The sequence below is a fragment of the Rhizobium jaguaris genome (genome assembly GCF_003627755.1).
Taxonomy (GTDB): Bacteria; Pseudomonadota; Alphaproteobacteria; order Rhizobiales; family Rhizobiaceae; genus Rhizobium; species Rhizobium jaguaris.
In genome coordinates, this window is record NZ_CP032694.1 from 1,347,627 (window position 1) to 1,372,697 (window position 25,071).

Below are 25,071 nucleotides of genomic sequence, written 5' to 3' on the forward strand. Positions count from 1 at the left end.
TCGCGGGCAATATGGCATGAAATGCCCCGTTTTTTGCTGATCGCTGCTACGAATATGGACAAAGCCGTTCACGCGGAGTGTCCATCGCGTATCCTGGGAAGCCGAAAGGTTTTCGAAAGGAACATGCGAAAACGTTAAAGCAATGCTGTGTTTGCGTCCTCCAATGGGGGCGCGGGGCAGTGGGCAAGCCGATGAACAGGAGAACAAAATGACAGATACGGCCCTTGGCAATGGCCAGGATTTGCTGGTTGAGCTAACCGCCGACATCGTGGCGGCTTACGTCAGCAATCATGTAGTCCCGGTCAGCGACCTTCCGAATCTGATTTCCGACGTACATTCCGCCTTGAGCAACACCTCGGCTCCGGCTCCTGCCGTCACCGTGGTGGAAAAGCAGAAGCCGGCCGTATCCGTTCGTAAATCGGTGCAGGACGATCAGATTACCTGCCTGGAATGCGGCGGCAGCTTCAAGTCGTTGAAGCGCCACCTGATGACCCATCATAGTCTTTCGCCTGAAGAATACCGTGAGAAGTGGGATCTGGCGGCCGACTACCCGATGGTTGCGCCCGCCTACGCCGAAGCCCGTTCGCGTCTCGCGAAGGAAATGGGTCTCGGCCAGCGCCGCAAGCGCGGTAGCCGCTAAAGTTACCGAACCCGGCGATGCTATCGACAAAAAACCCGGCTCTCGAGCCGGGTTTTTTTGTCGTAGTCCCGCGGCAAAAATCTATGCCGTCGCCCGTACTCTCGCCTCTTCGCGAATACGCTTGATCATCGAGCGCAAGCCGTTGGCGCGCTGCGAGGAAAGATGTTCGACGAGGCCGATCTTGCCGAAGACGTCGAGAGCATCGAGTGCGGCAATCTCGGAGGCGGGCTTCCCGGAATAAGTGGCGAGCACGATGGCCACCAGGCCGCGCACGATATGCGCATCCGAATCGCCTTCGAAGGTCAGTATCGGATTTTCCGGGTCGCCGGCGGTGTGGGTAACGAGCCAAACCTGGCTAGCACAGCCCTGCACTTTGTTTTCCAGCGTGCGCTTCTCTTCCGGCAGATCCGGCAGCGCCTTGCCAAGCTCGATCACATAGCGATAGCGATCCTCCCAGTCGTCCAGGAAGGAGAAATCCTCAATGATCTGCTCAAGCGTCGCCATCATGCCGGTCCAATTGTCTATTTCTCTGGATATAGGGGAAATGGTCGGTGATTTGAACCCATGACAAAAAAGAACGCCGTGAGCGATGGCAAGCTCACGGCGCATAAAGGGGGGGCATCGATGAAAGTGGGGATCAGGTGCGCGGCTTCGGCAGCGGCACCGGAATATAAGACGGCAGCTTGACCGTGCCGGTAACGACCGCATCGGCAGTCTCGTTGTTGATCGTGCGCTTGGCGGGCATCGGTTGTGCTTCGGCTGCCGCCTGTTCGCGGCTGACGGTGGCCGACGCGGCCTGCACGGCCGGGGCCTGCTCGCCCGACTTGTCGTTCTTAAAATGCTGGCCCAGGAGATCGTAGGCGACGCGGGCGCCGTCGCGGGCCTGATAGCTGAGCGCGGTGAGCGTTTCGCCGCCTTTCAGGCAGACCTCGGGCTTTTCCGTGCACATGGCGCCGACATATTGCACGACACCGGTCGCGGCCGACAGCGCGTCGGAAACCTGTACCTTCGGCTCGTCGGCCGACCGTGGAGCGCCCTCTGGCTTGGCGAAAATCGGCAGGAACATGAGAACCAGCGAAAACCAGAACCCTGCTCTAATGAGAAACCACATTGCCTTGCCCATCCTCTATGTCGCTCGGTCTTGTCGCCGATTCGAACTTGTCTATCTGATGTTGCTCAGACCCTATCTCGGCAGAGGAAAACATCGCTTTTCAAAACTTGGATGTATTTTCGGCAAATTTGATTCAAATTGTAGCTTTCGGCATTTCGAGCGTATTTGCATAGAATTGTAGCGATTGCTGTTAAGTATGTCTCGGCCGATCTGCCTGATATCCTGGGACTTGCGGACATCGACCTCGGCCAAAAGGTTAACGTGTGACGGAATCTAAATAAAATCCGCTGCTTACCCGCTGTTAACCACAAAAGTCAAAGGTCTCGCGAGGTGCGCCAAAACGAGATTTTCGGGCTTTTTCGGCCGATCTGCGCGTCCGTTCTTTATTCTTTCCTTAAGTCGCCAAGGCCTATTGTGCGGTTGAATAAGTGACCGTTTGTACGGGTTTTGGTGTGCGCGTATTGAGTAACATGGCTGGCAGGGCTGGAGCCTTCGTGGACCGGGCAGGCGGAAGCTGGCTTTCCCGGACAAGCGGGAATGGCGAGGTCCGTGGACAGGAATTGGCGATCCTGCGCCGGCTCGCGCTCGCCTCGTCCGCGGCTCTTGTCGTTGTTCCGACGGGGCTCTCCTTCATCACCAGCCCCGCCGTGGCATTACCGGTTGGGGTCGCCACCGTCTGCGCCGCTTTTCTGTTTTCCGCCGTCGGCAGCATTGCTCTGTCGCGCCAGCGCCCTGCCTGCGGGCCAGTCGAGGCCGTCGTTGTCGAACATCGTGATCTGATGCTGGAGGCGGCATGTGGTCTCGTGCTTCTGTTTGATCCGCAGGGTAACGTCACCGCCGCAGGTGGCCGCGACCGCGCCGAGTTCCTGAACTGGATGCGCGACCCCTCCGGCCGCGGCTTTGTCGAGCAGGTGCATGTCTCCGACCGCATCCTCTTCCTGCAGGCCGTCGATACGCTTCGCCAGGGCCGCGATGCCCTTGGCGTCGATTTGCGTTTGGAACGCTCGGCCGTTGTCGAGGGTAACGACCAGTTCGTCCATATCCGCATGGAAATGAGTGCGCGGCGTGACAGTGAAGGCCGGTTGACCGCGATCGTGAGCCAATCGCGCGATATTTCCTACGATCAGCAGCTTCGCGAGGAGGCCGCCCGCAAGGCCGCGGAAGCGGAATCGGCCAATGATGCCAAGTCGCGCTTCCTCGCCGCCGTCAGCCATGAGCTGCGCACGCCGCTCAATGCCATCCTCGGCTTTTCCGATATCCTCAGCGGCGAATATTTCGGCAAGCTCGAGAACAATCGCCAGCGCGAATATGTCGGTCTGATCCGGCAGTCCGGCGCGCATCTGCTCTCGGTCGTCAACACCATGCTTGATATGAGCAAGATCGAAGCTGGCCGCTACGAACTCTTGCTCGAGCCTTTCCCGATTGAAGCCTCCATCGGTGCTTGCGAAGCCATGTTGGCTCTGCAGGCAAAGGAAAAAGGACTGACATTGGCGAGCCGCGTGCAGCGCGGCCTCGGCGATATCGTCGCCGACCAGCGCGCCATCCAACAAATTCTCATCAACCTCGTCGGCAATGCCATCAAGTTCACCGATGCCGGCGGCGCCGTCACCATCGATGCGGCAATGACCGATGGAATGCTGAAGCTCTCGGTCAGCGACACCGGCATCGGCATCGCCAGCGAACGCCTCGCCTCGCTGGGTCAGCCTTTCGTGCAGATCCAGAACGATTATACCCGCCGCTATGCCGGCACCGGGCTTGGCTTGTCGCTGGTCAAGGGGCTGGTGGCGCTGCATGGCGGCAGCTTTGCCATCGCCAGCGCGCCGGGCGAAGGCACGGCCATAACGATCCTTATCCCTTTCGACGGTTCCGGCGCTGTGGCGATACAGCCGCCTGTGGATGTCAGCCGCCCGGTCGATTTTCCGCCACGTCTGAAACATGATCTGGAGATGACTGAGAAGCGAAAAGAGGAAGAGGTGAATGGCCCCGCAAAAGCGAAAATCGCCTAAGGGAAAGGGCAGGGGTCGGCGCAAGCAGCCCGGCCTTGCTTCCCGAGGGGCGGTTGCCGTTGGCAGCCTCGGCCTGCGCGGTGCTGGAGCACTGGGTGGCCTCGGTGTGCGCGGTGTGGGTGCGTTGGCCGGCGTGTTCGGCAGTGCAGTCGGCCGACATCCGGCGATCGCCGGCGGTGTGGCCATCTTTTCGCAGTTTTCGGCTTCGTCACGACCAATGCGCTCTGGTATCAGACAGGCACGCACCCGGCGCCGCTGCTGCGCACGCGCGATCCCAAGTCTCCCTATCAGATCCCGGGCCGCAAGCCCTTCCTGCATGCGCAGCAAGCCGATGCCGGCAACGTCACCACCTTCCGAATAGAGCGGCAGGACTCGGCAGCAGCGAATGCGACCGCGTCCAGCCAGCAGGCGGCCGTACCCGCCGAAACGGTTCAAACCGCCAGCCTGCCGGCAACGCAAACACCGGCCGCATCCGCAGCGCCATCGAAACTGGTCGCTGACGTGCAGGCCGAGCTCATCCGCCACGGCCTTTATGATGGCACTGCGGACGGTGTCATCGGATCGCGCACGACAGCCGCCATCCTGTTCTTCCAGGAGGCGTCCGGACTGGCGCAGACTGGCGTGGCAAGCCCGGAGCTGCTGGCTGCGTTGAAGGCCAGCGATGCCGGCACGGGCGCCCACGGCGCAAGCAAGACAACCGCCGCTGCGGTTCCGGCGGACCGGCCTGTCAATGTCTCGGCCAACGCTTCCGCCATTGATCCCGTCGCAGCCGCCATTCGGAGCGCCGAGAAAGATCTCAAGACGAGCGCTGCGTCCAAGAGTGCGCCAAGCGACGCGGTCAACACCGTCAACATGGTGATGCAGATCCAGAAGGGCCTGAGCAATATCGCCTATAGCAATGTCAGCGTCGACGGCGTTGCAGGCGAACAGACCAAGGCCGCCATCCGCCGGTTTCAGAAGCACTACCGGCTGCCGGAAACCGGTGAGCCCGATATGGCGGTCCTGAAGAAACTGCAGGATATCGGCGCGCTTTGATTTTCCTCCCTTGGTTGCTTCGCTCTCAACCGGCCGTTATAGCTCTGCGATGAGATTGCGCAGCGACATCTTCGTTTCCGCCTTGACCCGCCGTCTTTTCGCCCGCGGCGATTTCGCCGCTGTCGAACACAAGGGCGCGGAGGAGGCCGGCGCGATCTTCATTCGTCAGCGTTTTCGCGACGGGCTGGAAACACTCTATGCCCCCGCCCCACAAAGCTTCTTCGATGAAGAGGAGAGCGGAACGCGCCTATTCGAAGTCCGTTTGGATCGCAGGGAGCCGGAAGAGATCAGACAAACGCTGGACCGCGAGCTGAAATTCGATCCCGATCTCTGGATCATCGAGCTGGAGACGGACGACATAGGCGATATCGTGCCTGTGGCCGAGCAGCGCAGCAATCCTCTATGACAAAGAGACCTCCCAGCAACTAAGGCAGGCGATCCGTTGAGCCTGTACCTTGCGGCCACTCGCTGGTGTCATGGTCGGGATGCTGTCGGTTCGACGCGATGATGCGGGGTAAGTATCCATTCGGATCAACCGCATAGGTGGAATGATCTCCCGGGAGTTCATGCAAGCGGAAATACCACGAGACCCTGCTCTCGTTGCCGTATTGAACAACCGGCGGCACCCGATCGGGCTGGTCGAAGGTTCCCGCGAGGATGCCTATGTCCTCGAATTCGGGATATTCAAAAATCATTGGCGTGCCGCAATCCTTGCAAAACCCGCGTTGCGCCAGGGCGGAACTCTGAAACCAGGAAAACGCGCCCCGCGTCACCCGAAACGCAGTCTTCATGACCGGACAGATTACGGCAAACGGCCCGCCGACCGCTTTCTGGCACATTCGGCAGTGGCACACATGCACGTTTTGGGGCGGAAGGTCGCAGGCGAAGCGAATAGCGCCGCATTGGCAGCCACCGGTCAACGAATAGGCAGTCGCATCATCGATCATGTCTTCGTCCGTGCAAAGATCGGCAAACTGGCGATCAGGCTGCGATCCAACCATGTAACGGGAAGGGGTGACACGTCAAGAACGCGTGGAGTAAGTCAACGTGACCGGCTGACGACACGCAATTCGCGGATCGGACTTGCCTTGTTGCCGAAAAGCGGCGCACCGGGGCGCGGCGCGGGCTTCTGTTCCGGCGGCAGATAGGTGTAGCTGTCGGCGCGGCGCCAGGCTTCGACGCGGGCCTGACTTTCCTCGGCATCGATGCTGTCGAGCACCAGCCAGGCGCGGCTGACGCTGCCGTGCTGTTCGGCCAAATGCGGATAGAAGCGTTCCAACGCATAGACGGCGTCGGCGAAGCCCATGCCGAGGCTGACCAGCGTTACCGCGAGTTGCTGGCCGGACGTGTCGATCATAATGCGCTCGGCAAGCCAGCGGCTGGAGGAGAGCGCATCGGCGAGCGTCGTGGCGAATTGCTGCGCCTCGCGCTCACGGGCGAAACGCACCAGCAACGCTTCCTGCACGTCTGAAAGACTGCGCAAACCCAAACGATCACCATCGTTCCGGCCGAGATGGCGGGCGATCTGCTTGATCTTCTGCCGGAGGGCTTCCTCGCGGGCGAGCCGCTCGGCATCGGCATCCGCCGCGCTCGGTTCGAATTTTGCGGTCGAAGCGGAGACGTCCATCAAGGTCTCCGATATGGTCATGCCGCGCTCCGGCTCGGCCTGATGCAGGCTGACAAGGGCGTCGATGACTTTGGGAGACAGCGACGGGCGGCGGACGATCGCTTTCGCATGCGCGGCACCCTGCGTGCGGGCGATGGTGATTAGTGTGTCGTCGTCGATCGCTTGCGAACTCGTGAGAAACGGAGCGGCGATGCCAATCGGCTGGCAGCCGATGAAGAGGGAGACGGCCGGAGGCACCGTCGGGCATTGCGAGAGCGCCGCGACCGCCTGGCGTTTCGCCTCGTCGGACGAGGCCTGGAAGAGGGGAGTGAAGAGCTCGGCAAATTGGCGAAGCTCCGATTTCGACGGATGGGGCAGGCCCTCGAAACTGGTGACCGTCGCCATCAGAACCACATCTTTCTTGCGGACAGTCGCAGGCTCTTCAAGGTCTCGAAACCGATCACGCACGCCAACACCCATACTGATACGCGAAACAAAAAAGACGGGAGCCCGATCGGCAAATCCGTGCGGCGCTGCGTCTTTCTCTGGCCGAGCCGGATCGCGCTCTGGTTCATACGGGCGCTATGGGCGGTGGCTGTCGAAACGGGCGTGGACACGGTCGTCCTGATCTGGCTTTTCCGGGAGAGTAAGGGGCGCAGGGTTAACGGTTGGTGAAAACTTTATTAAAATCCAAATAAAAATTGCGCGTTAAGCTTGCGCCGGAAAAGCGGGAGAAATTTCGCCGGATCGGCTGTGCCTGCGGGCGCTCAATGATCGTGGAAACCGTCTCGCCGCGACGCGCCGACCATCTCGTTCAACTTATAAGAGCTTTGACGGTTTACCCTCCAGGCGAGGGCAGGAGAAATTGTGTGGAGGAAAGAACTTCGAGGGGCCGAGGCCTAATTTCTCTGAGGAGGAGAGAGGTCGGCCCGAAGCATCGGGAATTCAGAGCCCTTTATGCTCTCGCAGGGCCGCCAGCAGCTTTTCGGAGGTGTTGTATCCGGACTGAAACAGGCCAATCGCGGCCGTTGCGGCGAACTGGGCCTCGGTGCTTTTGATGTCGATCCGCTTCTCCAGGCACCATTTGTCCAGCGCACCGCGCAGGACGGTAACGTCCTCTGGGGAGAAGAAGGAATTGGCCGTCGCAGACATTGCCCGCCCTCTGTTGCGCCCGATACAATACGTTAAATTTTCGTTGCCGCAAATAATATTTGCGTGACACTTTTCTGCAACGCGTGGGCTTTCCTGACGAATCGCAAATAATGGCTTTTCTGTGCCTAAGAATATGATTTCGCGATGTTTTATGGCTAAAATGAGTCTTGAGTTTTTTACATCGCATATGAAACCAAATCTGCCCTCTCAGCGTTAGATGTTCACGGTGCCGCGAAAGCTTGGGGAGAGCCCAAGTGAGGCGCGGCGATGCTTAGCATTCTGTTAACTACAGTATGTCTCAATTCGGGTGAAAACAGCGATTTGCAGAGCTTAGTCGCATGATTGTTCGCATGGCCGCCACAGTTGGGCGTCCATGTCACGGTGTCTGAGGAATGCCGTGAGAATGGCGTGAATGCCCTTTTGTCGGAGCCGCAGGAGGCGGCGAGGACCGGAGGGAGCGCCAGCCCGCTTCGGATCGCGGGCAGGGTGAAATTAGTCGCAAGTTCATCCGTCTCGGGCCGCAAATGGAGACGAGAATGGCAGAGATCATATCCCTGTTGGACCGAAGGTCACAGTTGCCGCCGCGGGCCCAGAAGGAGCCGGTCGAGGCGAAGATTCTTCTGTTCACCGGCGTGCGCTACGAGCGCCTTGACGTCAGTTCCCATCGCCCGGAACGGGGCCGAAGCGGGTGAAGGGCAAATAGTCCGGCACGATGCCGGCGAGATGCGCCGGCGTCATGCCGTTCAGGCGTTTTCAGTATCGTGGCGTGAGCCGCGATATTGGTGAGGTCGGCCCACCTATTCGCATCAGACCCAGCCTCCAGCTTTTCAGCTAAATCTCACTGTCCGCCGAACACATCGCATCCGGCTCCCGACAGGAAATCCCGGGCGGCATCATCAAAACTGCCCTGAGGTGCCATCGTGCGCAGCACGACATAACCCTCCGCGCGTGGAGCCTCTACCAGGATCGATTGTGCAAGTGATGGCGGCAATGCCTTGCGGATTCCCGTGAGCTGGATCGGCGAAGCGATCAGCAAATCCAGCACGCCGCCGACCGAGGTCCGGTCGCTCATGCTGAATACCTCGTTCGACGCGGCGTCATAGACCGATAGAGACCAGAACGGCACCTTTCCCCTGGCTGTCAGACGGATCGGCTGGGTTCCGATGTCGAAGGCGCAGACAGCGGTGCGGATATAGGGATCGTTGTTGGAAAGCCCTGCGTCGTCATCCCTGTCGTCCAGCGTGTAGAAATGGTTTTCGTCGCCTTCGTCCTCGACGCGGGTATAGGCGTCGCGGTCGGAAAAATGCGGCAGGGCGAGGATGATGATGACATGCAGCAGCGCGGCACCAAGTACGCCGGTCAGGATGGTGAAGACGAATCTAAACATGGCCGCACCCGATTTTCTCGAGCTTCGGCATGGACAGATCGATGAGGCCGGAATTGCCGGCTGCAGGCGAATCCAGCAGCGTCCACACCAGACGGAAGCTGCCGGAGGCCGGTAGCGCCAGCCAATTGCCTGCCTGCGCGTCCGGCGAAACGGTGATGGTGAAGCTCGAATCCGGATTGCGCAGCACAACCAGGAATTGAGCGCAGATGGCCGGCCGGGAGATGCGTCGATCGGTTCGCCGTCAGTGCCCGCGATGAACAGGGTCCATAGCCGCGCTGGGGGTGTTTGGCCGCTGATGCGATAGCTGCAGCCCGCTGTCAACGGCGCGCCGGAATCGTCATCGGAGGCGGTAAATGCCAGCCCCTCCGCGCTGCCATAAAGCAATCGCCCGGCGCGGGCGCGATGCGATTTCGCATAGGGGTCGGCGTCGACCGTGTGCATTTCCGGAAATGCCTGCCAGGCGCCGAGCTTGATCGCACCGAAACCGGAGGTCGCGTCCAGCGCAAAAAGCGTGAATAGGATCCCCCGCCGAAGGCGATCAAAAGCGAAAGCGCGACAAGAAGGGGAACCGGAACACTCTAAGATCGTCCTCATGACCAATCAGAGGGCGATTTATCCCTGATTCTGAAGGATGGGGGAAGTGCAGGCGGTTGATTGCGGACCTTGCTACACCAAAAGGAGCGGCGGCAACGGGTCAATACGCAAGTGGCGGGCATCGAGCACAGGCGGCCTAATTTCACTCCGCCGCAGCCACCTTCTGCACGGCCAGCGGCCCCGCTTGTTTCAGCTTCTCGCTGATATCGCGCAGGATCTTGGTGGAATCGACCGACAGCGAGCGCGGTCGGATAAGCGGGGGCAGGGGATTGTCAGCGGACGTCTGAGCTTTCTTGGCGGCCACGGTCTGCGGCTTTTGCACCGGGAAGGGGTTGTCGATGCCGGGGATCGGTTTCAGCACGATGCCCTGGTGGGCATAGTCCATGATCTTCTTGAAGGTCATCGCCGGCAGCGTGCCGCCCGTCATATTGTTGGTAGATGTATAGTCGTCGTTGCCGAACCAGACGGCGCAGGTGTAGTTGCCGGTGAAGCCGATGAACCAGGCATCGCGATAGGCCTGGGTCGTGCCCGTCTTGCCGCCCATGACGATGCCGCGATCGAGGGCCGCTTTGCGCCCGGTGCCGATGATCGGAATCTGTGTCAGCATCTGGGTCATGTAGGAATTGGCTTTTTCGGAGAGCACCCGTTTGGCCGGCGGCTCATCGCGATTGAAATCGTAGAGTACCTTGCCGTCATAGCTCGTGATCTGCGCGATGCCGTGGCGGCGTGATTGCATGCCGTCTGCCGGGAATACGGAATAGGCCGTTGCCTGATCGAGAACGGTCACTTCGGAGGTGCCGATCGGAATGGTCTTGTCGTTGCGGATCGGGGTTTCCACGCCCAAGTTCTTCGCCATGTCGCGGATCGGTTGGATGCCGAATTTCTCCTTGGCCAGGCGCACGGGAACGGTATTGATCGACTGAGCGATCGCCTGCGTTAGTGTCACCTTGCCTTCATAGCGGTTTTCGTAGTTGTGCGGGCTCCAATTGCCCCAGGTGATCGGCGCGTCGACGATGGTCGATGTCGGCGTCATGCCGCTCTCCATCGCGACGGAATAGGTGTAGATCTTGAAGGACGAGCCCGGTTGGCGAAGCGCCTTGGTGGCGCGGTTGAACTGGCTTTCGCCGTAGTCAGTGCCGCCGACCATGGCACGCACCGCGCCGCCGTTCTCGATCATGACGCTCGCGCCCTGGCTGGCGTGAAAGCGCTCGCCATATTCCATCAGGCTGGACTGGATCGAATCTTCCGAGGCCTTCTGAAGGCCCATGTCGATGGTCGTGCGGACGATCAGCGATCGCTGCGGGAAGCGGGTGGCAAGGCGCTGCACCTCGTCGAAGGCCCAGTCGAGGAAGAAATCCGGTGATTCGATCTGAGCGCGATCGACGACGGAGGCAGGGTTGCGCCTGGCAGCAATGACTTGTCCCTCGGTCATTAATCCGCTTTGCACGAGGTTGGTCAGGACGTCGTTGGCGCGGGCGCGTGCCGCCGGCAGGTTGACATGCGGCGCATATTTCGCGGGCGCCTTGAACAGACCTGCCAGCATGGCCGCCTCGGCCAGATTGACGTCGGTAATGCTCTTGCCGAAATAGAATTGTGCTGCCGCTGCAGCGCCGAAGGTTCCGCCGCCCATATAGGTGCGGTCAAGATAGAGGCTGAGGATTTCCTTCTTGGAAAGATTGGCCTCCAGCCAGATCGCGAGGAAGGCTTCCTTGATCTTGCGGTCGATCGAGCGCTCGTTGCTGAGGAAGATGTTCTTGGCAAGCTGTTGCGTCAGTGTCGAGCCGCCCTGGACGACGCCGCCGGCCTGAGCATTGACAGTGAGTGCCCGGAACAGGCCGAAGACATCGATGCCGAAATGGTCGAAGAAGCGGCGGTCCTCGGTTGCCAGCACCGCCTTGATGAAATAATCGGGCAATTGGTCCACCGGCACCGAATTTTCATGAATGATGCCGCGATGACCGACGACATTGCCATAACGATCGAGGAAGGTGACGGCGAAGTTGCCGCGGTTACGCCAGTCCCCTTGCGTGGCTTCGAAAGCCGGCATGGCGAGCATCAGCATGACGATGGAACCGGCGGTGCCGAGCGTCAACCCTTCGCCAAGCAGTTCGAACAGGATGCGCCACCAGCCGCGGGCGCGAAAACGGCGGAAGAAAATGGTAATGTCTTCCCAGAGTTCGGCAAGGCGAAAGCCCGCGTTCCATAAAGTGGAGTCGATCCAGGAATCGATGCGTAGGAAAAAATGCCGCTTCCGGGGCGGCCGTTGCTCCGCGTGGCCTTCCGGCTGTGCATCGGGCTTAGTGTCTGTCCCGTTCTCTGGTTTGGATGGGTCTGCCACGCTCTACTTCCCGACCGCTTTACCGCTTTGCGCATTCCCTTAGGGGACGCAAAGCCTATCCTCTCATAGATTGGCGGATTGAATAATTGGTTGATTTAGGGAAAAGAACAAGAGACATGCATGCCGCAGCCCGCATTTCCCTCGCGAGCGGCGAGGACGATACGACGATGAATGACACTCCTTTCTGGAAAAATAAGACGCTGACGGAGATGAGCACGCCCGAATGGGAGAGCCTCTGCGATGGTTGCGGTCTCTGTTGCCTCAACAAGATTGAGGAGTGGGATTCAGGCGACGTCTATTTCACCTCGATCCGCTGCAAGTTGATGGACGGCGAAAGCTGTCGCTGCACCAGCTATCCGAACCGCTGGGATTTCGTGCCCGATTGCGTGCAGCTGACGCCCGAAAAGGTTCCGGAGCTGGAATGGCTGCCACCCACTTGCGCCTATCGCCTCGTCAACGAGGGGCGCGACCTCTACTGGTGGCATCCGCTGATATCGGGCGATCCGGAAACGGTTCATTTAGCTCGCGTCTCCGCCCGCGGTCGTACGGTCAGCGAAAACGATGTCGATCTCGACGATTTCGAAGACTACATCGTCGATTGGCCGTTGACGGTGGAAGACGACATGGAAGCTAATCCTCCGGCAAAGTCATAGATTTCGGCGCGACATTGCGCCACGCCTGTCGCACGAGTGCGCATATCTTTTCGTCATCCATGATATGATGGAAAAGCCGCGTCCAGCCTTTGAGCCCCCAGCCACCCGGCACAGCGAGGACATGCTCCGGTATGGTTGCCAGCACCATTTGCTGCTGATCGGGCGTCAGCTTGACAACGCAGAATTCCAGGCTCGGAAGCGTCAGGTAGATCTTGCCGCGAACGCGAAAATCCCGATTGCCGAAATGCGAACTCTCCATCGTCTCCGGTAGGCTGAGCGCAAAGGAAATAAGGTCGTCGTCGGTCATGCTGCAAGATTAGCATAGGAAGGATCTGCGCTGTAGGCATCCACTTCTCTTCGCCTCGCGCGGCCAAACGGCAGCGCGCCGGGCCGGCCCCTCGTTGAAATAACCGGGCACGCATGCTATCGCGCCATGCCTTCGCATGTGCACAAGGAGCTTCCGCGTGATCCGCCACATCGTTTTCTTCACCGTTCCCGATCGCGCCAATCTTGAGGCGGTCCGCTCCGGCCTGTCGATCCTGACGGCAATTCCGCATGCACGCCTGCTGGAGATCGGTACGAATGTGAAGACCGATCAGCTCGGCACCGATGTCGATCTTGTGGTCTACGGCGAATTCGACGACGAAGCGGCTCTTGCAGCCTACAAGGCGCATCCGAACTATCAGCTTTCCATCGAACGGGTCCGCCCGCTGCGAGAGATGCGGATCGCGGCGGATTACGAGAGCGCGATGGCCGTGCGGGAGCCGGTATAGCAAGATCCCTCGCAGCGAACACAGCTATTCGGCAATCTTTTCAAAAGACTGGATAGTTTCGCGGAATCAAATTCGCCACGGTTGGATTCATCGCGTGAAGTTCCTGATTCAACGTCTCACGCCTTCGATTCAATGCTCGAAAATGTGGCGGCAAGCGATTCAAAAGACTCAAGGAAACTGCGGTGTTTTACGTGCGTAAAACACTTTAAGGCCGGTTGCATCGGCCCGCAAAGCATCGCCGGTCATTGCGAGCTTATGAGCTAATGATAATGAAGAAAGATTAAAAAATGACTGACTTTCCCGGCTGTCCCCCGCGTGAGCGGCCGCCAGCCGGTTTTGAAAGGCCATAGAGAAAGTTAGCAGCCGAGGTTCGGAGCATTTGACGAACCGTCATCTTCAGGCCGAATTATTGCAAGGACTTAAAGGGTATGGATGGCCGCGCGCACGTTCTGCGCGTGGAAAATTGTGGCCCATTCATTTGCCATTCAGACGCGTTTGGGTAAATATTCGATCAAGTTAATGTCCCCGTGGGAAGTCTGGATAATGGCATCATTCTTGAGCATAGCAGCAGCGGCCGCCGTCATGGCCGGCTCGGCTGTTCTGCCGGCGCCGACGCCAACCGTGGTGGCGCGTGCGAACGGCGACTGCAGCGAGGCTGCCGCCGAGGTCGTTGCCAAGACCGGGGGGCAACTCCTTTCTGCACAGCCGTCAGGCGATAGCTGCGTCATTACCGTTCTCGTCCAGGGCAATGGCCAGCGGCCGCGCAAGGTGACCATGAAAGTGCCGATGTAGGTGGAAACACTTTCACGCCGGCACCCAACGGATACTCTAACGCTTTGAATCTCACGCAAAATCTTTATAGCCGAGCGATTCCACTCCGGCCTGATTTGCAGTACTATTTCTCGAACTGGGGAAATTAGGTCGAAATATGCGCATTCTCATAGTCGAAGACGATATCAATTTGAACCGCCAGCTCGCCGAAGCCCTGAAAGAAGCGGGTTATGTGGTCGATACCGCCTTCGACGGCGAGGAGGGGCATTTCCTCGGCGAGACCGAGCCTTATGACGCTATCATCCTCGATATAGGCCTGCCCGAGATGGACGGGATCACCGTTCTGGAGAAGTGGCGTGGCGCGGGCCGGGGAATGCCGGTGCTGATCCTGACAGCTCGCGACCGTTGGAGCGACAAGGTCGCCGGCATCGATGCCGGCGCCGACGATTATGTCGCCAAACCTTTCCATGTAGAGGAAGTGCTGGCTCGCATCCGGGCGTTGATCCGCCGCGCCGCCGGCCATTCGTCATCTGAAATCATCTGCGGCCCGGTGCGCCTTGATACCAAAAGCTCGAAGGCCACGGTCGACGGCAAGCCGCTGAAACTCACCTCCCATGAATATCGGCTGCTCGCCTATCTCATGCATCACAAGGGTGAAGTCGTCTCGCGCACGGAGCTGGTCGAGCATATGTACGATCAGGATTTCGACCGCGACTCCAATACGATCGAGGTTTTCGTTGGCCGTCTGCGCAAGAAGATGGGCGTCGACCTGATCGAAACTGTCAGAGGTCTCGGCTATCGCATCCAAGCGCCGACCAATGCGAATTAAGTCACTTACCGCTCGCGTTCTGCTGTTGACCACACTCTGGTCCGCCGTGGCGCTGGTGGTGATCGGCCTCGTCATCTCGAATATCTATCGCAAGAGTGCCGAACGCGGTTTTCAGGATCTCTTGAGGGCGCAGCTCTATAACGTCATCAACTCGGTCACCATCGGCGATCAAGGGGCGCTGTCCGGCAGCCCGCAGCTCGGCGACCTGCGTTTCGCCCAGCCGAAGACCGGTTGGTACTGGATGGTAGAACCGCTCGGTACATACACGGCAACGCCGTTGGTTTCCCCCTCGCTCGGCGCATCGAGCCTACCCGTTCTTTCAGTACTGGAAGCGCCTTTCGACAAGAATTACGAGCGCTACTACATTGTCACCGACGCCTTCGGAAACCAGGTGCAGGTCGCCGAGACCGAGGTCGTGCTAGACACCGACGGCCGCGCCGCACGCTTTCGCGTCACCGGCAATGTCGCCGTGGTGGAGGATGATGTCCGCAATTTCTCTCACAGCCTCTATTTCGCGCTCGTCGGCTTCGGCGTCGGCAGCCTTGTCGTCAACGCGCTCGCCATTCTCTATGGCCTCAAGCCGCTTGATAAGGCGCGTGCGGCACTGGAGCGCATCCGTGCGGGCGACAGCGAGCGGTTGCAGGGAGAATTTCCGCGTGAAATCCTGCCGCTTGCCAACGAGGTCAACGCGCTGATCGACAGCAACCGCCGCATCGTCGAGCGGGCGCGCATGCAAGTCGGCAATCTCGCCCATTCGCTGAAGACGCCGATCGCCGTCCTGCTCAACGAATCCCGTGTTCTGGAGCGGTCGCATGGCGATCTCGTCAAGAACCAGGCTGAGGTCATGCAGGGGCAGGTGCAATCCTATCTCAACCGCGCCCGCATCGCCGCGCAGCGCGAATCCGTGCTCGCGCGCACCGACGCGGAGCCGGCGCTGGAGCGGCTTGTGCGCGTCATGCGGCGGCTCAATGCTGATAAGGAATTCGAGCTTTCCGTTTCACCGAACCTGTCGCTTGCCATGGAGCAGCAGGATCTGGAGGAAACGGTAGGCAACCTCCTGGAAAATGCCGCGCGCTTTGCCGAGCGTAAAGTGCGCGTCGCGGCCAACGAAGCGCCGGCGGAGGTGAAGGGCATCGATCCGGCACGACGCCACTGGGTGGAACTGGTGGTCGAGGACGACGGCCCGGGTCTGGAGCCGGATCAGATTCGCGAGGCGATGAAGCGCGGCCGCCGGCTGGATGAAAGCAAGCCGGGCACCGGCCTCGGTCTGTCGATTGTCAGCGAGATCACCAACGAATATCAGGGGCGGCTCGAGCTGTCCCGCGGCTCCTGGGGTGGACTTCGGGCCAGCCTGATTCTACCAGGGGTGACAAAGGATGTTGCGTGATGCCTGGCATGATGCCAGAAAGATGCGGTGCGCCATGGTGATGCCGCATCGCAGTACCTCTAGTTTTACTCGTTGATACTGGTTCGGTTGTATGAAGCTTCGCACCTTTTTCCTGATTGCTCCATCCCTTTTTGCCGCCATCGCCCTTTCCGCCTGCTCGACCACGAGCGGCAAAGGTGGCGTCACCAGCCTTTTCTCTTCAGGCAAGCCGGCGTCCTCGGCGCGCTATATCGCAGCCCTGGAGGGCGGCATCGTCGGCCGCACGGGTATCAAGCTCAGCGACAACGATAAGCAAAGGGCGCTGGAGGCGGAATATCGGGCGCTGGAAACCGCACCGCTCGGCCAGCCCGTCGCCTGGACCGGCAAGAACGTCAACGGCGAGGTCGTGGCAGCAGCACCCTATCAGGTCGGTTCGCAAAATTGCCGCCAGTACGCCCATACGATCACCGTCGACGGCAAGTCGACCCAGGCGAGGGGGGCCGCTTGCCGCAACGACGATGGCACATGGACGCCGTTGAATTAAAATTCGGCGACGCTTGAAATACGCGGCTAAACGCCTCAAATCTTCGTCAATGCGGCTTTGGCGGTTGGATTAAGCGCCCCGTTAAAGTATTGGGCGTCTATGCTGTTCTGGATTCTCGTGGCCGTTCTGACGGCGATTGTCGGCGCCGTCCTGCTCTATCCTCTTTTGCGCGGAGCAAAGGTGGCTGAGGACGGTCGTGCCGGCGAGGCTGCCGTCTATCGCGATCAGCTTCGCGAGCTGGACCGCGATCTGGCGGGTGGCCTGATCTCTCCGGAAGAGGCCGGCTATGCTCGTGCCGAAATCGGCCGCCGCCTTCTTGCCGTTTCGAATGCCGGGCAAAGTGCCTTGAAACCAAGTGTCGTGAAAATGCCGGCACGCGGCTACCGCTTCTCGCAGGCTTTCATCATCGTTCTGCTGCCGGTCGTCGGCCTCTGTCTTTATCTTGCCAAGGGTAATCCCGGTCTGCCCTCCCAGCCACTGGAAGCGCGCCTCGAACATCCCGGCAACGATCTTGCCATCTCGATCGTCAAGGTCGAGCGGCATCTGGCGCAACATCCGGACGACGGCAAGGGTTGGGCAGTGCTTGCGCCGATCTACTTCAAGACCAACCGTATCGGTGATGCCGAACTTGCCTATCGCAATGTCATCCGCCTGCTCGGTCCCAGCGCCGAACGGCTCGGCGATCTGGGCGAGGTTCTGGTCATGAAGGCCGACGGTATCGTGACGGCAGAGGCGCGCAGCACATTGCAGCAATCCCTGGCGCTCGATACCGATAATCCTCGCGCGCTGTTCTACCTCGCCTTGGCGCTGGAGCAGGATGGCAAGGCTGCAGAAGCCAAGACTGCCTTCGAGGCGCTGGCGAAACAATCGCCCGCCGATGCGCCTTGGATGGCTGCTGTCAATGACCATATCGCCAAGAACGGCGGCACGGCTGATATGGCCCAAGGTTCGGCAAACACCAATGCGCCTGGGAATCCGACCGCCGAGCAGGTTGCGGCTGCAAATGCCATGAACAACGGCGACCGTCAGCAGATGATCCGTGGCATGGTCGAGAGCCTGGATGCCAAGCTCAAAGAAGACCCCAGGAATTTCGAAGGTTGGATGCGGTTGATCCGCTCATACGCCGTGCTGAATGACAAGGACCGTGCGGTGGATGCGCTGAAGCGCGGCCTGAAGACTTTCCCCGCCGACGGCGGCGAAGGGCAGCAGCTCTTGGCGCTGGCGAAGGAGCTGGGACTGCCGACGGAGGTAACGCAGCAATGACCCGCAAACAGAAACGTCTGGCTGTCATTGCAGGCGGCATGGGCTTCATCGCCGCCGCTGTGCTGCTCGTTCTCTTCGCTTTCAGCCAGTCTGTGGCCTATTTCTACATGCCGGCCGATCTCGCCAAGAGCCCGGTCAGCGCCGGCACGCTGATCCGCCTCGGTGGTCTCGTCGGTGAGGGCAGCTTGGTGCGCGGCCAGGGAACGCAGGTTCAATTTTCCGTCACCGACGGTACCGATGCGATCAAAGTCAAATATAGTGGCATCCTGCCCGATCTCTTTCGCGAGGGGCAGGGCGTGGTCACCGAAGGCAGGTTCGAGCAGGGCAGCGACGTCTTCGTTGCCGACAGCGTGCTTGCCAAACATGATGAGCGCTACATGCCGAAGGAAGTCGCCGACAAGCTGAAGGCGGACGGCGTCTGGAAGGGCGAGGAAGCAGGCCAATGATCATCGAGCTCGGACACTACGCTCTGGTGCTGGCGCTCGCGACTGCGATCATCGTCTCGATCATCCCGGTGATCGGCGCGCGGCGGGGCGAATTGTCTATGATGGACATCGCACCGGTGGGCTCCGTCGTCATGTTCGCATTGGTCGCTTTTTCCTTCGGCGTTTTGACCTATGCCTATGTCGCCTCCGATTTCTCCGTGCTGAACGTCTGGGAGAATTCTCATTCGTTGATGCCGCTGATCTTCAAGATCTCCGGCGTCTGGGGCAATCATGAGGGATCGATGATGCTCTGGCTGCTGATCCTGACGCTGTTCAGCGCCATGGTGGCGCTGTTCGGGCGCAATCTGCCGGACACGCTTCGCGCCAATGTGCTTGCCGTACAGTCCTGCATATCGTCCGCCTTTCTGCTCTTTATTCTCCTGACCTCCAATCCGTTCACCCGTCTCGATCCAGCCCCGGCGGAGGGTAAAGACCTCAATCCGGTGCTGCAGGATATGGGTCTGGCGATCCATCCGCCGCTGCTTTATCTCGGTTATGTCGGCTTCTCCGTCTGCTTCTCCTTTGCCATCGCCGCCTTGCTCGAAGGTCGCATCGACGCCGCCTGGGCGCGCTGGGTTCGTCCCTGGACGCTCGCGGCCTGGACCTTCCTGACGCTCGGCATCGCCATGGGTTCCTATTGGGCCTATTACGAGCTCGGCTGGGGCGGCTGGTGGTTCTGGGATCCGGTGGAGAACGCCTCCTTCATGCCCTGGCTCGCCGGCACGGCACTCCTCCATTCCGCCCTGGTCATGGAGAAGCGCGATGCGCTGAAGATCTGGACGGTTCTCTTGGCGATTCTGACCTTCTCGCTGTCGCTGCTCGGCACCTTCCTGGTGCGCTCCGGCGTGCTGACCTCGGTGCATTCCTTCGCCAGCGATCCGACGCGCGGCATCTTCATCCTTTGCATCCTCTTCGTCTTCATAGGCGGCGCCCTGGCGCTCTTTGCCTTCCGCGCACCACGGCTTGTTGCCGGCGGCCTGTTCGCCCCGATCTCGCGCGAGGGATCGCTGGTGCTGAACAACCTCATCCTCACGGTCGCCTGCGGCACGGTCCTGACCGGCACGCTCTATCCGCTGGCACTCGAGACGTTGACCGGCGACAAGATTTCGGTCGGCCCGCCCTTCTTCAACATGACCTTCGGTCTGCTGATGACGCCGATCCTGATCGCGGTCCCCTTCGGGCCGCTGCTTGCCTGGAAGCGCGGCGATCTCCTCGGCGTGCTGCAGCGGCTCTATGTTGCCGCCGGCCTTGCCTTGATCGCCGGTCTGGTCTTGTTCTATGTCCGCCATGGCGGGCCGGTGCTTGCCGTTTTCGGCTTGGCCGCTGGCTTCTTCCTGGTCTTCGGTGCGGTCGCCGATCTCTGGTATCGCGCTGGCATCGGCAAGGTAGCGGGCAATGTCGCGTGGCGGCGGCTGATCGGCCTCCCGCGCTCGGCGTTCGGCACGGCGCTTGCCCATGCCGGGCTCGGCATCACCGTGCTCGGCATTGTCGCGGTCACGACATTCCAGACCGAAAACATCACCGAAATGAAGCCGAGCGGCACCGCCGAGCTCGGCGGCTATACGCTGCGCTTCGAAGGCATTCAGCCGGGTGTGGGCCCGAATTACACTGAGGATCGCGCCAGCTTCTCGGTTAGTCACGGGGGCGCCCCCGTCGCCAGCGTTTCGTCTGCGAAGCGCGTCTTTACCGCCAGCCGCATGGCTACGACCGAAGCCGGCATTCTGACCCTGGGCCTGAGCCAACTTTACGTCTCGCTCGGCGATCCCACCAATGATGGCGGCATGGTTGTGCGCATCTGGTGGAAGCCTTTCATCATCTGCATCTGGGGCGGCGCCATCATCATGGCGCTGGGCGGCTTCGTCTCGCTCAGCGACCGTCGCCTGCGCGTCGGCGCGCCGAGCCGCAAGGCAAAGCCGGCCCGCCCAGTCATGGAGCCGGCGGAATGATCCGACGATTGTTCCTAGCCCTGGCGCTGCTCTTCGTTGCCGCCCCGCCTTCGCCGTCAATCCCGACGAAGTGGTGCCCGACAAGGTCCTCGAAGCGCGCGCAAGGTCGATCTCGGCTGAGCTGCGCTGCATGGTCTGCCAGAACCAGTCGATCGACGATTCCAATGCCGATCTTGCCCGCGATCTGCGCCTTTTGGTGCGCAAGCGCCTCGTCAACGGCGATACCGACCAGCAGGTGCTCGACTATATCGTTTCCCGCTACGGCGAGTTCGTGCTGTTGAAGCCGCGCCTTAGTGAAAAAACGATGCTGCTCTGGGGCGCACCGGCCGCGCTCTTCGTTCTCGGCGGGCTCGCTCTTGTCGTCTATGCCCGCCGCCGCGCGGGCAAACCGACGGGTACGCCGTTGACGGCGGAGGAAGAAGCACGTCTCAACGAGATACTCGGCAAGTGATGTTGCGCGAGAAATTGTCTTTATCCGATCGAAAACATTATTTCGCTACATTACGGATTTTTCATCGGTCGGACAGTTCGCTGTAAGGTCGGAAGTCCTATATCTTTCCATAACCCATCATCGCCGGTTTCCCGGCAGAAGAAAAATCGGACGAGAGAAGAGAAGGTAACTCGCATATGTTCAAGAATATCAAGGACGTTTTGTCCCATAGCACCGCTATGAAAGCTTCTGTCGTCGCCGGCCTCGCTGTCGCTGCCCTCGCCACTGGTGTTCCGGCTCAGATCAGCCGTTCCTATGCCGATGCCGTCAACGTACAGGCTCCGCAGGTTCCGAGCTTCGCCAATGTCGTCGACGCGGTGTCTCCGGCAGTCGTTTCCGTTCGCGTCGAATCGCGTGTCAATCCGGTCGCCGATGAAGACGATTCCTTCGGTCTCGGTCGCGGTTTCGACGAACTGCCGGACGATCATCCGCTGAAGAAGTTCTTCAAGCAGTTTGAACAGCAGCAGGGCCATAACCAGCAGCAAGGCCAGAACCAGCAAAAGGGTCAGCAGGATGGCAAGGGTCGTCTGCGCCCGGTTGCCCAGGGCTCCGGCTTCTTCATTTCCGAAGACGGTTATCTCGTCACCAACAACCACGTTGTTTCCGACGGTGCGGCCTTCGTCGTCGTCCTCAATGACGGCACCGAACTCGATGCCAAGCTGATCGGGAAGGACCCGCGCACCGACCTCGCCGTGCTGAAGGTCGATGGCAAGGGCAAGAAGTTCACCTATGTCAACTGGGCCGATGACAACAAGGTTCGCGTTGGCGACTGGGTCGTTGCCGTCGGCAATCCTTTCGGCCTCGGCGGCACGGTCACCGCCGGCATCGTCTCGGCTCGTGGCCGCGATATCGGCTCCGGCCCCTATGACGACTTCATCCAGGTGGACGCAGCCGTGAACCGTGGTAACTCGGGCGGCCCGACCTTCAACCTCAACGGCCAGGTCGTCGGCATCAATACCGCCATCTTCTCTCCGTCGGGCGGCAGCGTAGGCATTGCCTTTGCAATCCCCGCCGATACCGCCAAGAATGTCGTTGCCACGCTGATAAAGAGCGGCACCGTGTCGCGCGGCTGGCTCGGCGTGCAGATCCAGCCGGTGACCAAGGATATCGCCGAATCCCTCGGCCTGTCCGAGCCGAATGGCGCGCTCGTCGTATCCCCGCAGGACGGTTCTCCGGGCCAGAAGGCCGGCATCAAGAACGGTGACGTCGTAACCGCCGTCAATGGCGACCCGGTCAAGGACCCGCGCGATCTCGCTCGCCGTATCGGCGCGATGCAGCCGGGTTCCAAGGTCGATGTCTCGCTGTGGCGTGACGGCAAGGCTCAGTCGGTCACCGTCGAACTCGGCACCCTGCCGGCCGATCAGAATCAGGCTTCGAACGACGACAATTCGCAGCCCGCCCAGCCGCCGCAGCCGTCCTCGGAAAAGGCGCTTGCCGATCTCGGCCTCACCGTCGGTCCGTCGGATGACGGCAAGGGTGTCGCGATCACGGCGGTCGATCCGGACTCCGACGCTGCCGACAAGGGCGTGAAGGAAGGCGAGAAGATCACCTCGGTCAACAATCAGCAGGTCTCCAACGCCGGCGACATCGCCAAGGTTATCGACGAGGCAAAGAAGGGCGGCCGCACCCGCGCGCTGTTCCAGATCCAGTCCACCGACGGCAGCCGCTTCGTCGCTCTGCCGATCACCAACGGCTGATTTTTTCGGCCAATTGAAGTGAATTGGGAGCCGCGCAGGCCACGGCTTGCGCGGCTCCTTTGCATCCACGTGACTCTATCGACAAATGGCTTCCAGGGCAGATAGAAGATGACAACCGCTGGCCAACATGCTGTGAACTCCTCCGATTCTGGTTGTGCTGAGGCATCGCCGACAGGTAATGTCGCTCACATGAAGATTTTGATTATCGAAGACGATCTCGAAGCCGCTGCCTATCTCACCAAGGCGTTTCGCGAGGCCGGCATTGTTGCCGATCATGCGAGCGACGGTGAGAGCGGCCTCTTCATGGCGACCGAGAATGTCTACGACGTCGCCATCATCGACCGCATGTTGCCGCGCCGCGATGGTCTTTCCGTCATCAGCGAGTTGCGCCGCAAGGGCGTGCATACGCCGGTTCTCATTCTCTCCGCCCTCGGTCAGGTCGACGATCGCGTCACCGGCCTTCGCGCCGGCGGCGACGACTACCTGCCGAAGCCCTATGCGTTCAGCGAATTGCTCGCACGCGTCGAAGTTCTCGGTCGCCGCAAGGGCACGCCGGAACAGGATGTGCTCTACCGTGTCGGCGATCTCGAGCTCGATCGGCTCTCGCACGAAGTTCGCCGCGGCGGCAAGGAAATCCTTTTGCAACCGCGCGAGTTCCGCCTGCTGGAATATCTGATGAAGAATGCAGGCCAGGTGGTAACGCGCACCATGCTTCTCGAAAACGTCTGGGATTACCATTTCGATCCGCAGACGAACGTTATCGACGTCCACGTCTCGCGCCTGCGTTCGAAGATCGAAAAAGACTTCAGCCAGCCGCTGTTGAAGACGATTCGTGGCGCCGGCTACATGATCAAGGACGAGGGATGAGCCGCTTTCGCGTTCTCTTCAAGTCCACCGCAGTCCGCCTGTCCGCCCTTTATATCCTTCTTTTTGCGCTCTGCGCTGCGACACTCGTCTTCTACGTATCGGCCATGTCGGAGCGGTTGCTGACCGGGCAGATCCGCGATGCCGTGCAGCAGGAGGTCAATCAGGTCAAGCGCGCTTACGACGTCGGCGGCTTGAACCTGCTGCTGCGCACGATGGAGCGCCGCGCCCGCCAGCCCGGCGCCAACCTCTATGTCATCGCCAGCCCCTCCGGCGATATTCTTGCCGGCAACGTGGCTTCGGTGCAGCCCGGCGTCCTCGGCGAAGCCGGCTGGACGGAATTGCCCTTCGTCTATGAGCGCTATACGGACTCAGGCACCACCGACCCCGAACGGCGGCATCTGGCGATCGCCAATATTTTCCTCCTCGACAATGGCCTGCGTATCCTGATCGGCCGCGACCTTGGCGAGCCGGAGCGTTTCCGCGTGCTGGTGCGCCAAGCCTTGATGCTGGCTCTGGCGATCATGGGGCTCGGCGCCCTCGTCATCTGGTTCGGTATCGGCCGCAACGCGCTGAAGCGCATCGACCGCATGACCGATGCGAGCCGCAAGATCATGGCCGGCGATCTGTCGCAGCGCCTGCCGGTCGGAGGCTCCGGCGACGAATTCGATCGCATGTCGACATCGCTGAACGCCATGCTGGAGCGCATCGAGAAATTGAACGAAGGCTTGCGGCAGGTCTCCGACAACATCGCGCACGACTTGAAGACGCCGCTGACGCGACTGCGCAACAAGGCGGCTGATGCGCTCGACAATGCCAACAGCGAAGGCCGGCGCGTCGCGCTGGAAGGTATTATCGGCGAATCCGACCAGCTGATCCGCACTTTTAACGCGCTGCTGATGATCTCCCGCGTCGAGGCCGGTTCCGTCGCCGCCGAGATGACCGGCGTCGATCTCTCCTCCATCGTCGCGGATACGGCCGAGCTCTATGAACCGGTTGCTGAAGAGGCGGGTCTGACGTTGACGACCGATATAGAGCCCGATGTCGAGGTGCAGGGCAATCGCGAACTGATCGGCCAGGCGATTTTCAATCTGATCGACAATGCCGTCAAATATGCGTCCGGCTGTCCTGGCAAGCAGACGGTCGTGCTGAAACTGTCCCGTGCGTCCAACGCCGTGAACCTCGCGGTCTCGGATCATGGTCCGGGCATCCCTGCGCACCAGCGCACGGAGGTGGTCAAACGCTTCTTCCGTCTGGACGAGAGCCGCTCCAAACCGGGCACCGGCCTTGGTCTTGCCCTGGTGGAAGCGATCATGGAATTGCATGGCGGCCGGCTGGAACTTTGCGACACCGACCCGGCCAGCCTCGATACTCGCGGCTTGACCGTGACCATGATCTTCCCCACGTAGAAACAATAGACTAATCCTGCTCTATCGGATTGCCCCGTACATCATCTCTAATTCGACTTCCGATTTTAGTGATTGCGCACCGATTCAAGACGTTACTGCATCTTTTGCCCGT

24 protein-coding genes and 3 pseudogenes are annotated in these 25,071 nt (G+C 60.3%); 18 read left to right on the forward strand and 9 right to left on the reverse strand.

The window, feature by feature from the left end:
- The first annotated feature begins 208 nt into the window (after positions 1–208).
- A complete protein-coding gene (locus tag CCGE525_RS06585; protein WP_104822432.1) occupies positions 209–640 on the forward strand; it encodes a Ros/MucR family transcriptional regulator in 432 nt (143 codons plus the stop codon).
- A gap of 81 nt (positions 641–721) precedes the next feature.
- On the opposite strand, the gene CCGE525_RS06590 is transcribed toward CCGE525_RS06585, so the two are convergent.
- Both CCGE525_RS06590 and CCGE525_RS06595 read right to left on the reverse strand, forming a co-directional pair.
- Complete coding sequence (locus tag CCGE525_RS06590; protein ID WP_120706292.1) at positions 722–1,144, reverse strand: SufE family protein; 423 nt, start codon at positions 1,142–1,144, stop codon at positions 722–724.
- A 133-nt stretch (positions 1,145–1,277) separates the two neighbouring features.
- Positions 1,278–1,751, reverse strand: a complete 474-nt coding sequence (locus tag CCGE525_RS06595) for a DUF5330 domain-containing protein (protein ID WP_120703591.1) — start codon at positions 1,749–1,751, stop codon at positions 1,278–1,280.
- A gap of 470 nt (positions 1,752–2,221) precedes the next feature.
- Here CCGE525_RS06595 and CCGE525_RS06600 point away from each other — a divergent pair, with 470 nt between their 5' ends.
- The 3 genes and pseudogenes from CCGE525_RS06600 to CCGE525_RS06610 all read left to right on the forward strand — a co-directional run bounded on the left by CCGE525_RS06600 (position 2,222) and on the right by CCGE525_RS06610 (position 5,198).
- Positions 2,222–3,757: a sensor histidine kinase gene (locus CCGE525_RS06600; protein ID WP_205587434.1), complete on the forward strand. Its 1,536-nt coding sequence runs from the start codon at positions 2,222–2,224 to the stop codon at positions 3,755–3,757.
- Positions 3,729–4,792: pseudogene (locus tag CCGE525_RS06605) on the forward strand (peptidoglycan-binding domain-containing protein). The gene CCGE525_RS06600 and the pseudogene CCGE525_RS06605 overlap by 29 nt, the downstream one beginning before the upstream one ends.
- 49 nt (positions 4,793–4,841) lie before the next feature.
- Positions 4,842–5,198, forward strand: a complete 357-nt coding sequence (locus CCGE525_RS06610; RefSeq protein WP_120706293.1) for a DUF1491 family protein — start codon at positions 4,842–4,844, stop codon at positions 5,196–5,198.
- Positions 5,199–5,217: 19 nt separating this feature from the next.
- Here the strand turns inward: CCGE525_RS06610 and CCGE525_RS06615 are convergent, their stop codons facing one another.
- The 3 genes from CCGE525_RS06615 to CCGE525_RS06625 form a co-directional block, all read right to left on the reverse strand.
- Positions 5,218–5,739 (reverse strand): GFA family protein, encoded by a 522-nt coding sequence (locus tag CCGE525_RS06615; RefSeq protein WP_120706294.1) that lies wholly within the window; start codon positions 5,737–5,739, stop codon positions 5,218–5,220.
- 95 nt (positions 5,740–5,834) lie between these two features.
- Positions 5,835–6,866, reverse strand: coding sequence for a DUF2336 domain-containing protein (locus CCGE525_RS06620; RefSeq protein WP_205587435.1), 1,032 nt, complete (start codon positions 6,864–6,866; stop codon positions 5,835–5,837).
- Positions 6,867–7,343: 477 nt separating this feature from the next.
- Positions 7,344–7,550, reverse strand: a complete 207-nt coding sequence (locus tag CCGE525_RS06625) for a hypothetical protein (RefSeq protein WP_120703594.1) — start codon at positions 7,548–7,550, stop codon at positions 7,344–7,346.
- 536 nt (positions 7,551–8,086) lie between these two features.
- Here CCGE525_RS06625 and CCGE525_RS38240 point away from each other — a divergent pair.
- Positions 8,087–8,242 carry a hypothetical protein gene (locus CCGE525_RS38240; protein ID WP_162950135.1) on the forward strand — a complete coding sequence of 52 codons (156 nt, stop codon included), beginning with the start codon at positions 8,087–8,089 and terminating at the stop codon, positions 8,240–8,242.
- Between the two features lie 146 nt (positions 8,243–8,388).
- On the opposite strand, the gene CCGE525_RS06635 is transcribed toward CCGE525_RS38240, so the two are convergent.
- The 3 genes and pseudogenes from CCGE525_RS06635 to CCGE525_RS06645 all read right to left on the reverse strand — a co-directional run bounded on the left by CCGE525_RS06635 (position 8,389) and on the right by CCGE525_RS06645 (position 11,869).
- A complete protein-coding gene (locus CCGE525_RS06635; protein WP_120703596.1) occupies positions 8,389–8,937 on the reverse strand; it encodes a DUF1254 domain-containing protein in 549 nt (182 codons plus the stop codon).
- A pseudogene (locus CCGE525_RS06640) lies at positions 8,930–9,479 on the reverse strand (DUF1214 domain-containing protein). Before CCGE525_RS06640 ends, CCGE525_RS06635 begins: the two are co-directional and overlap by 8 nt.
- A gap of 194 nt (positions 9,480–9,673) precedes the next feature.
- Positions 9,674–11,869, reverse strand: a complete 2,196-nt coding sequence (locus CCGE525_RS06645; RefSeq protein WP_120703597.1) for a transglycosylase domain-containing protein — start codon at positions 11,867–11,869, stop codon at positions 9,674–9,676.
- A 167-nt stretch (positions 11,870–12,036) separates the two neighbouring features.
- On the opposite strand from CCGE525_RS06645, the gene CCGE525_RS06650 reads away from it, so the two are divergent.
- Positions 12,037–12,522, forward strand: coding sequence for a YcgN family cysteine cluster protein (locus CCGE525_RS06650; RefSeq protein ID WP_120706295.1), 486 nt, complete (start codon positions 12,037–12,039; stop codon positions 12,520–12,522).
- On the opposite strand, the gene CCGE525_RS06655 is transcribed toward CCGE525_RS06650, so the two are convergent.
- A complete protein-coding gene (locus CCGE525_RS06655; RefSeq protein WP_120703598.1) occupies positions 12,500–12,829 on the reverse strand; it encodes an MmcQ/YjbR family DNA-binding protein in 330 nt (109 codons plus the stop codon). The genes CCGE525_RS06650 and CCGE525_RS06655 overlap by 23 nt on opposite strands.
- A 157-nt stretch (positions 12,830–12,986) precedes the next feature.
- Here CCGE525_RS06655 and CCGE525_RS06660 point away from each other — a divergent pair, with 157 nt between their 5' ends.
- The 12 genes and pseudogenes from CCGE525_RS06660 to CCGE525_RS06715 all read left to right on the forward strand — a co-directional run bounded on the left by CCGE525_RS06660 (position 12,987) and on the right by CCGE525_RS06715 (position 24,959).
- Complete coding sequence (locus CCGE525_RS06660) at positions 12,987–13,295, forward strand: Dabb family protein (RefSeq protein WP_120703599.1); 309 nt, start codon at positions 12,987–12,989, stop codon at positions 13,293–13,295.
- Positions 13,296–13,838: 543 nt separating this feature from the next.
- Positions 13,839–14,087, forward strand: coding sequence for a hypothetical protein (locus CCGE525_RS06665; RefSeq protein ID WP_120703600.1), 249 nt, complete (start codon positions 13,839–13,841; stop codon positions 14,085–14,087).
- 136 nt (positions 14,088–14,223) lie between these two features.
- The gene (locus tag CCGE525_RS06670) at positions 14,224–14,895 is read left to right on the forward strand and encodes a response regulator transcription factor (RefSeq protein ID WP_120703601.1); all 672 of its coding nucleotides are present in this window, start codon (positions 14,224–14,226) and stop codon (positions 14,893–14,895) included.
- Positions 14,885–16,282, forward strand: coding sequence for an ATP-binding protein (locus CCGE525_RS06675; RefSeq protein WP_120703602.1), 1,398 nt, complete (start codon positions 14,885–14,887; stop codon positions 16,280–16,282). Before CCGE525_RS06670 ends, CCGE525_RS06675 begins: the two co-directional genes overlap by 11 nt.
- Positions 16,283–16,373: 91 nt before the next feature.
- Positions 16,374–16,805 (forward strand): hypothetical protein, encoded by a 432-nt coding sequence (locus CCGE525_RS06680; protein WP_120703603.1) that lies wholly within the window; start codon positions 16,374–16,376, stop codon positions 16,803–16,805.
- Positions 16,806–16,904: 99 nt separating this feature from the next.
- Entirely contained in the window at positions 16,905–18,068 is a 1,164-nt protein-coding gene (gene ccmI, locus CCGE525_RS06685) for a c-type cytochrome biogenesis protein CcmI (RefSeq protein WP_120703604.1), read from the forward strand.
- Positions 18,065–18,514, forward strand: coding sequence for a cytochrome c maturation protein CcmE (gene ccmE, locus CCGE525_RS06690; RefSeq protein WP_120703605.1), 450 nt, complete (start codon positions 18,065–18,067; stop codon positions 18,512–18,514). Before ccmI ends, ccmE begins: the two co-directional genes overlap by 4 nt.
- Positions 18,511–20,499: a heme lyase CcmF/NrfE family subunit gene (locus CCGE525_RS06695; protein ID WP_120703606.1), complete on the forward strand. Its 1,989-nt coding sequence runs from the start codon at positions 18,511–18,513 to the stop codon at positions 20,497–20,499. The genes ccmE and CCGE525_RS06695 overlap by 4 nt, the downstream gene beginning before the upstream one ends.
- Positions 20,496–20,950 (forward strand): annotated as a pseudogene (locus tag CCGE525_RS06700) (cytochrome c-type biogenesis protein). The gene CCGE525_RS06695 and the pseudogene CCGE525_RS06700 overlap by 4 nt, the downstream one beginning before the upstream one ends.
- Positions 20,951–21,126: 176 nt before the next feature.
- Entirely contained in the window at positions 21,127–22,686 is a 1,560-nt protein-coding gene (locus tag CCGE525_RS06705) for a Do family serine endopeptidase (protein WP_120703607.1), read from the forward strand.
- A gap of 108 nt (positions 22,687–22,794) precedes the next feature.
- Positions 22,795–23,553: a response regulator transcription factor gene (locus CCGE525_RS06710; protein WP_120703608.1), complete on the forward strand. Its 759-nt coding sequence runs from the start codon at positions 22,795–22,797 to the stop codon at positions 23,551–23,553.
- Positions 23,550–24,959, forward strand: a complete 1,410-nt coding sequence (locus CCGE525_RS06715) for a sensor histidine kinase (protein WP_120703609.1) — start codon at positions 23,550–23,552, stop codon at positions 24,957–24,959. Before CCGE525_RS06710 ends, CCGE525_RS06715 begins: the two co-directional genes overlap by 4 nt.
- Positions 24,960–25,071 lie beyond the last annotated feature (112 nt).

Coding starts and splice junctions, on each gene's coding strand:
- CCGE525_RS06585 (WP_104822432.1), top strand. CDS start 209: ATGACAGATACGGCCCTTGGCAATGGCCAGGATTTGCTGGTTGAGCTA.
- CCGE525_RS06590 (WP_120706292.1), bottom strand. CDS start 1,144: ATGGCGACGCTTGAGCAGATCATTGAGGATTTCTCCTTCCTGGACGAC.
- CCGE525_RS06595 (WP_120703591.1), bottom strand. CDS start 1,751: ATGTGGTTTCTCATTAGAGCAGGGTTCTGGTTTTCGCTGGTTCTCATG.
- CCGE525_RS06600 (WP_205587434.1), top strand. CDS start 2,222: ATGGCTGGCAGGGCTGGAGCCTTCGTGGACCGGGCAGGCGGAAGCTGG.
- CCGE525_RS06610 (WP_120706293.1), top strand. CDS start 4,842: ATGAGATTGCGCAGCGACATCTTCGTTTCCGCCTTGACCCGCCGTCTT.
- CCGE525_RS06615 (WP_120706294.1), bottom strand. CDS start 5,739: ATGATCGATGATGCGACTGCCTATTCGTTGACCGGTGGCTGCCAATGC.
- CCGE525_RS06625 (WP_120703594.1), bottom strand. CDS start 7,550: ATGTCTGCGACGGCCAATTCCTTCTTCTCCCCAGAGGACGTTACCGTC.
- CCGE525_RS38240 (WP_162950135.1), top strand. CDS start 8,087: ATGGCAGAGATCATATCCCTGTTGGACCGAAGGTCACAGTTGCCGCCG.
- CCGE525_RS06635 (WP_120703596.1), bottom strand. CDS start 8,937: ATGTTTAGATTCGTCTTCACCATCCTGACCGGCGTACTTGGTGCCGCG.
- CCGE525_RS06650 (WP_120706295.1), top strand. CDS start 12,037: ATGAATGACACTCCTTTCTGGAAAAATAAGACGCTGACGGAGATGAGC.
- CCGE525_RS06655 (WP_120703598.1), bottom strand. CDS start 12,829: ATGACCGACGACGACCTTATTTCCTTTGCGCTCAGCCTACCGGAGACG.
- CCGE525_RS06665 (WP_120703600.1), top strand. CDS start 13,839: ATGGCATCATTCTTGAGCATAGCAGCAGCGGCCGCCGTCATGGCCGGC.
- CCGE525_RS06670 (WP_120703601.1), top strand. CDS start 14,224: ATGCGCATTCTCATAGTCGAAGACGATATCAATTTGAACCGCCAGCTC.
- CCGE525_RS06675 (WP_120703602.1), top strand. CDS start 14,885: ATGCGAATTAAGTCACTTACCGCTCGCGTTCTGCTGTTGACCACACTC.
- CCGE525_RS06680 (WP_120703603.1), top strand. CDS start 16,374: ATGAAGCTTCGCACCTTTTTCCTGATTGCTCCATCCCTTTTTGCCGCC.
- ccmI (WP_120703604.1), top strand. CDS start 16,905: ATGCTGTTCTGGATTCTCGTGGCCGTTCTGACGGCGATTGTCGGCGCC.
- ccmE (WP_120703605.1), top strand. CDS start 18,065: ATGACCCGCAAACAGAAACGTCTGGCTGTCATTGCAGGCGGCATGGGC.
- CCGE525_RS06695 (WP_120703606.1), top strand. CDS start 18,511: ATGATCATCGAGCTCGGACACTACGCTCTGGTGCTGGCGCTCGCGACT.
- CCGE525_RS06705 (WP_120703607.1), top strand. CDS start 21,127: ATGTTCAAGAATATCAAGGACGTTTTGTCCCATAGCACCGCTATGAAA.
- CCGE525_RS06710 (WP_120703608.1), top strand. CDS start 22,795: ATGACAACCGCTGGCCAACATGCTGTGAACTCCTCCGATTCTGGTTGT.
- CCGE525_RS06715 (WP_120703609.1), top strand. CDS start 23,550: ATGAGCCGCTTTCGCGTTCTCTTCAAGTCCACCGCAGTCCGCCTGTCC.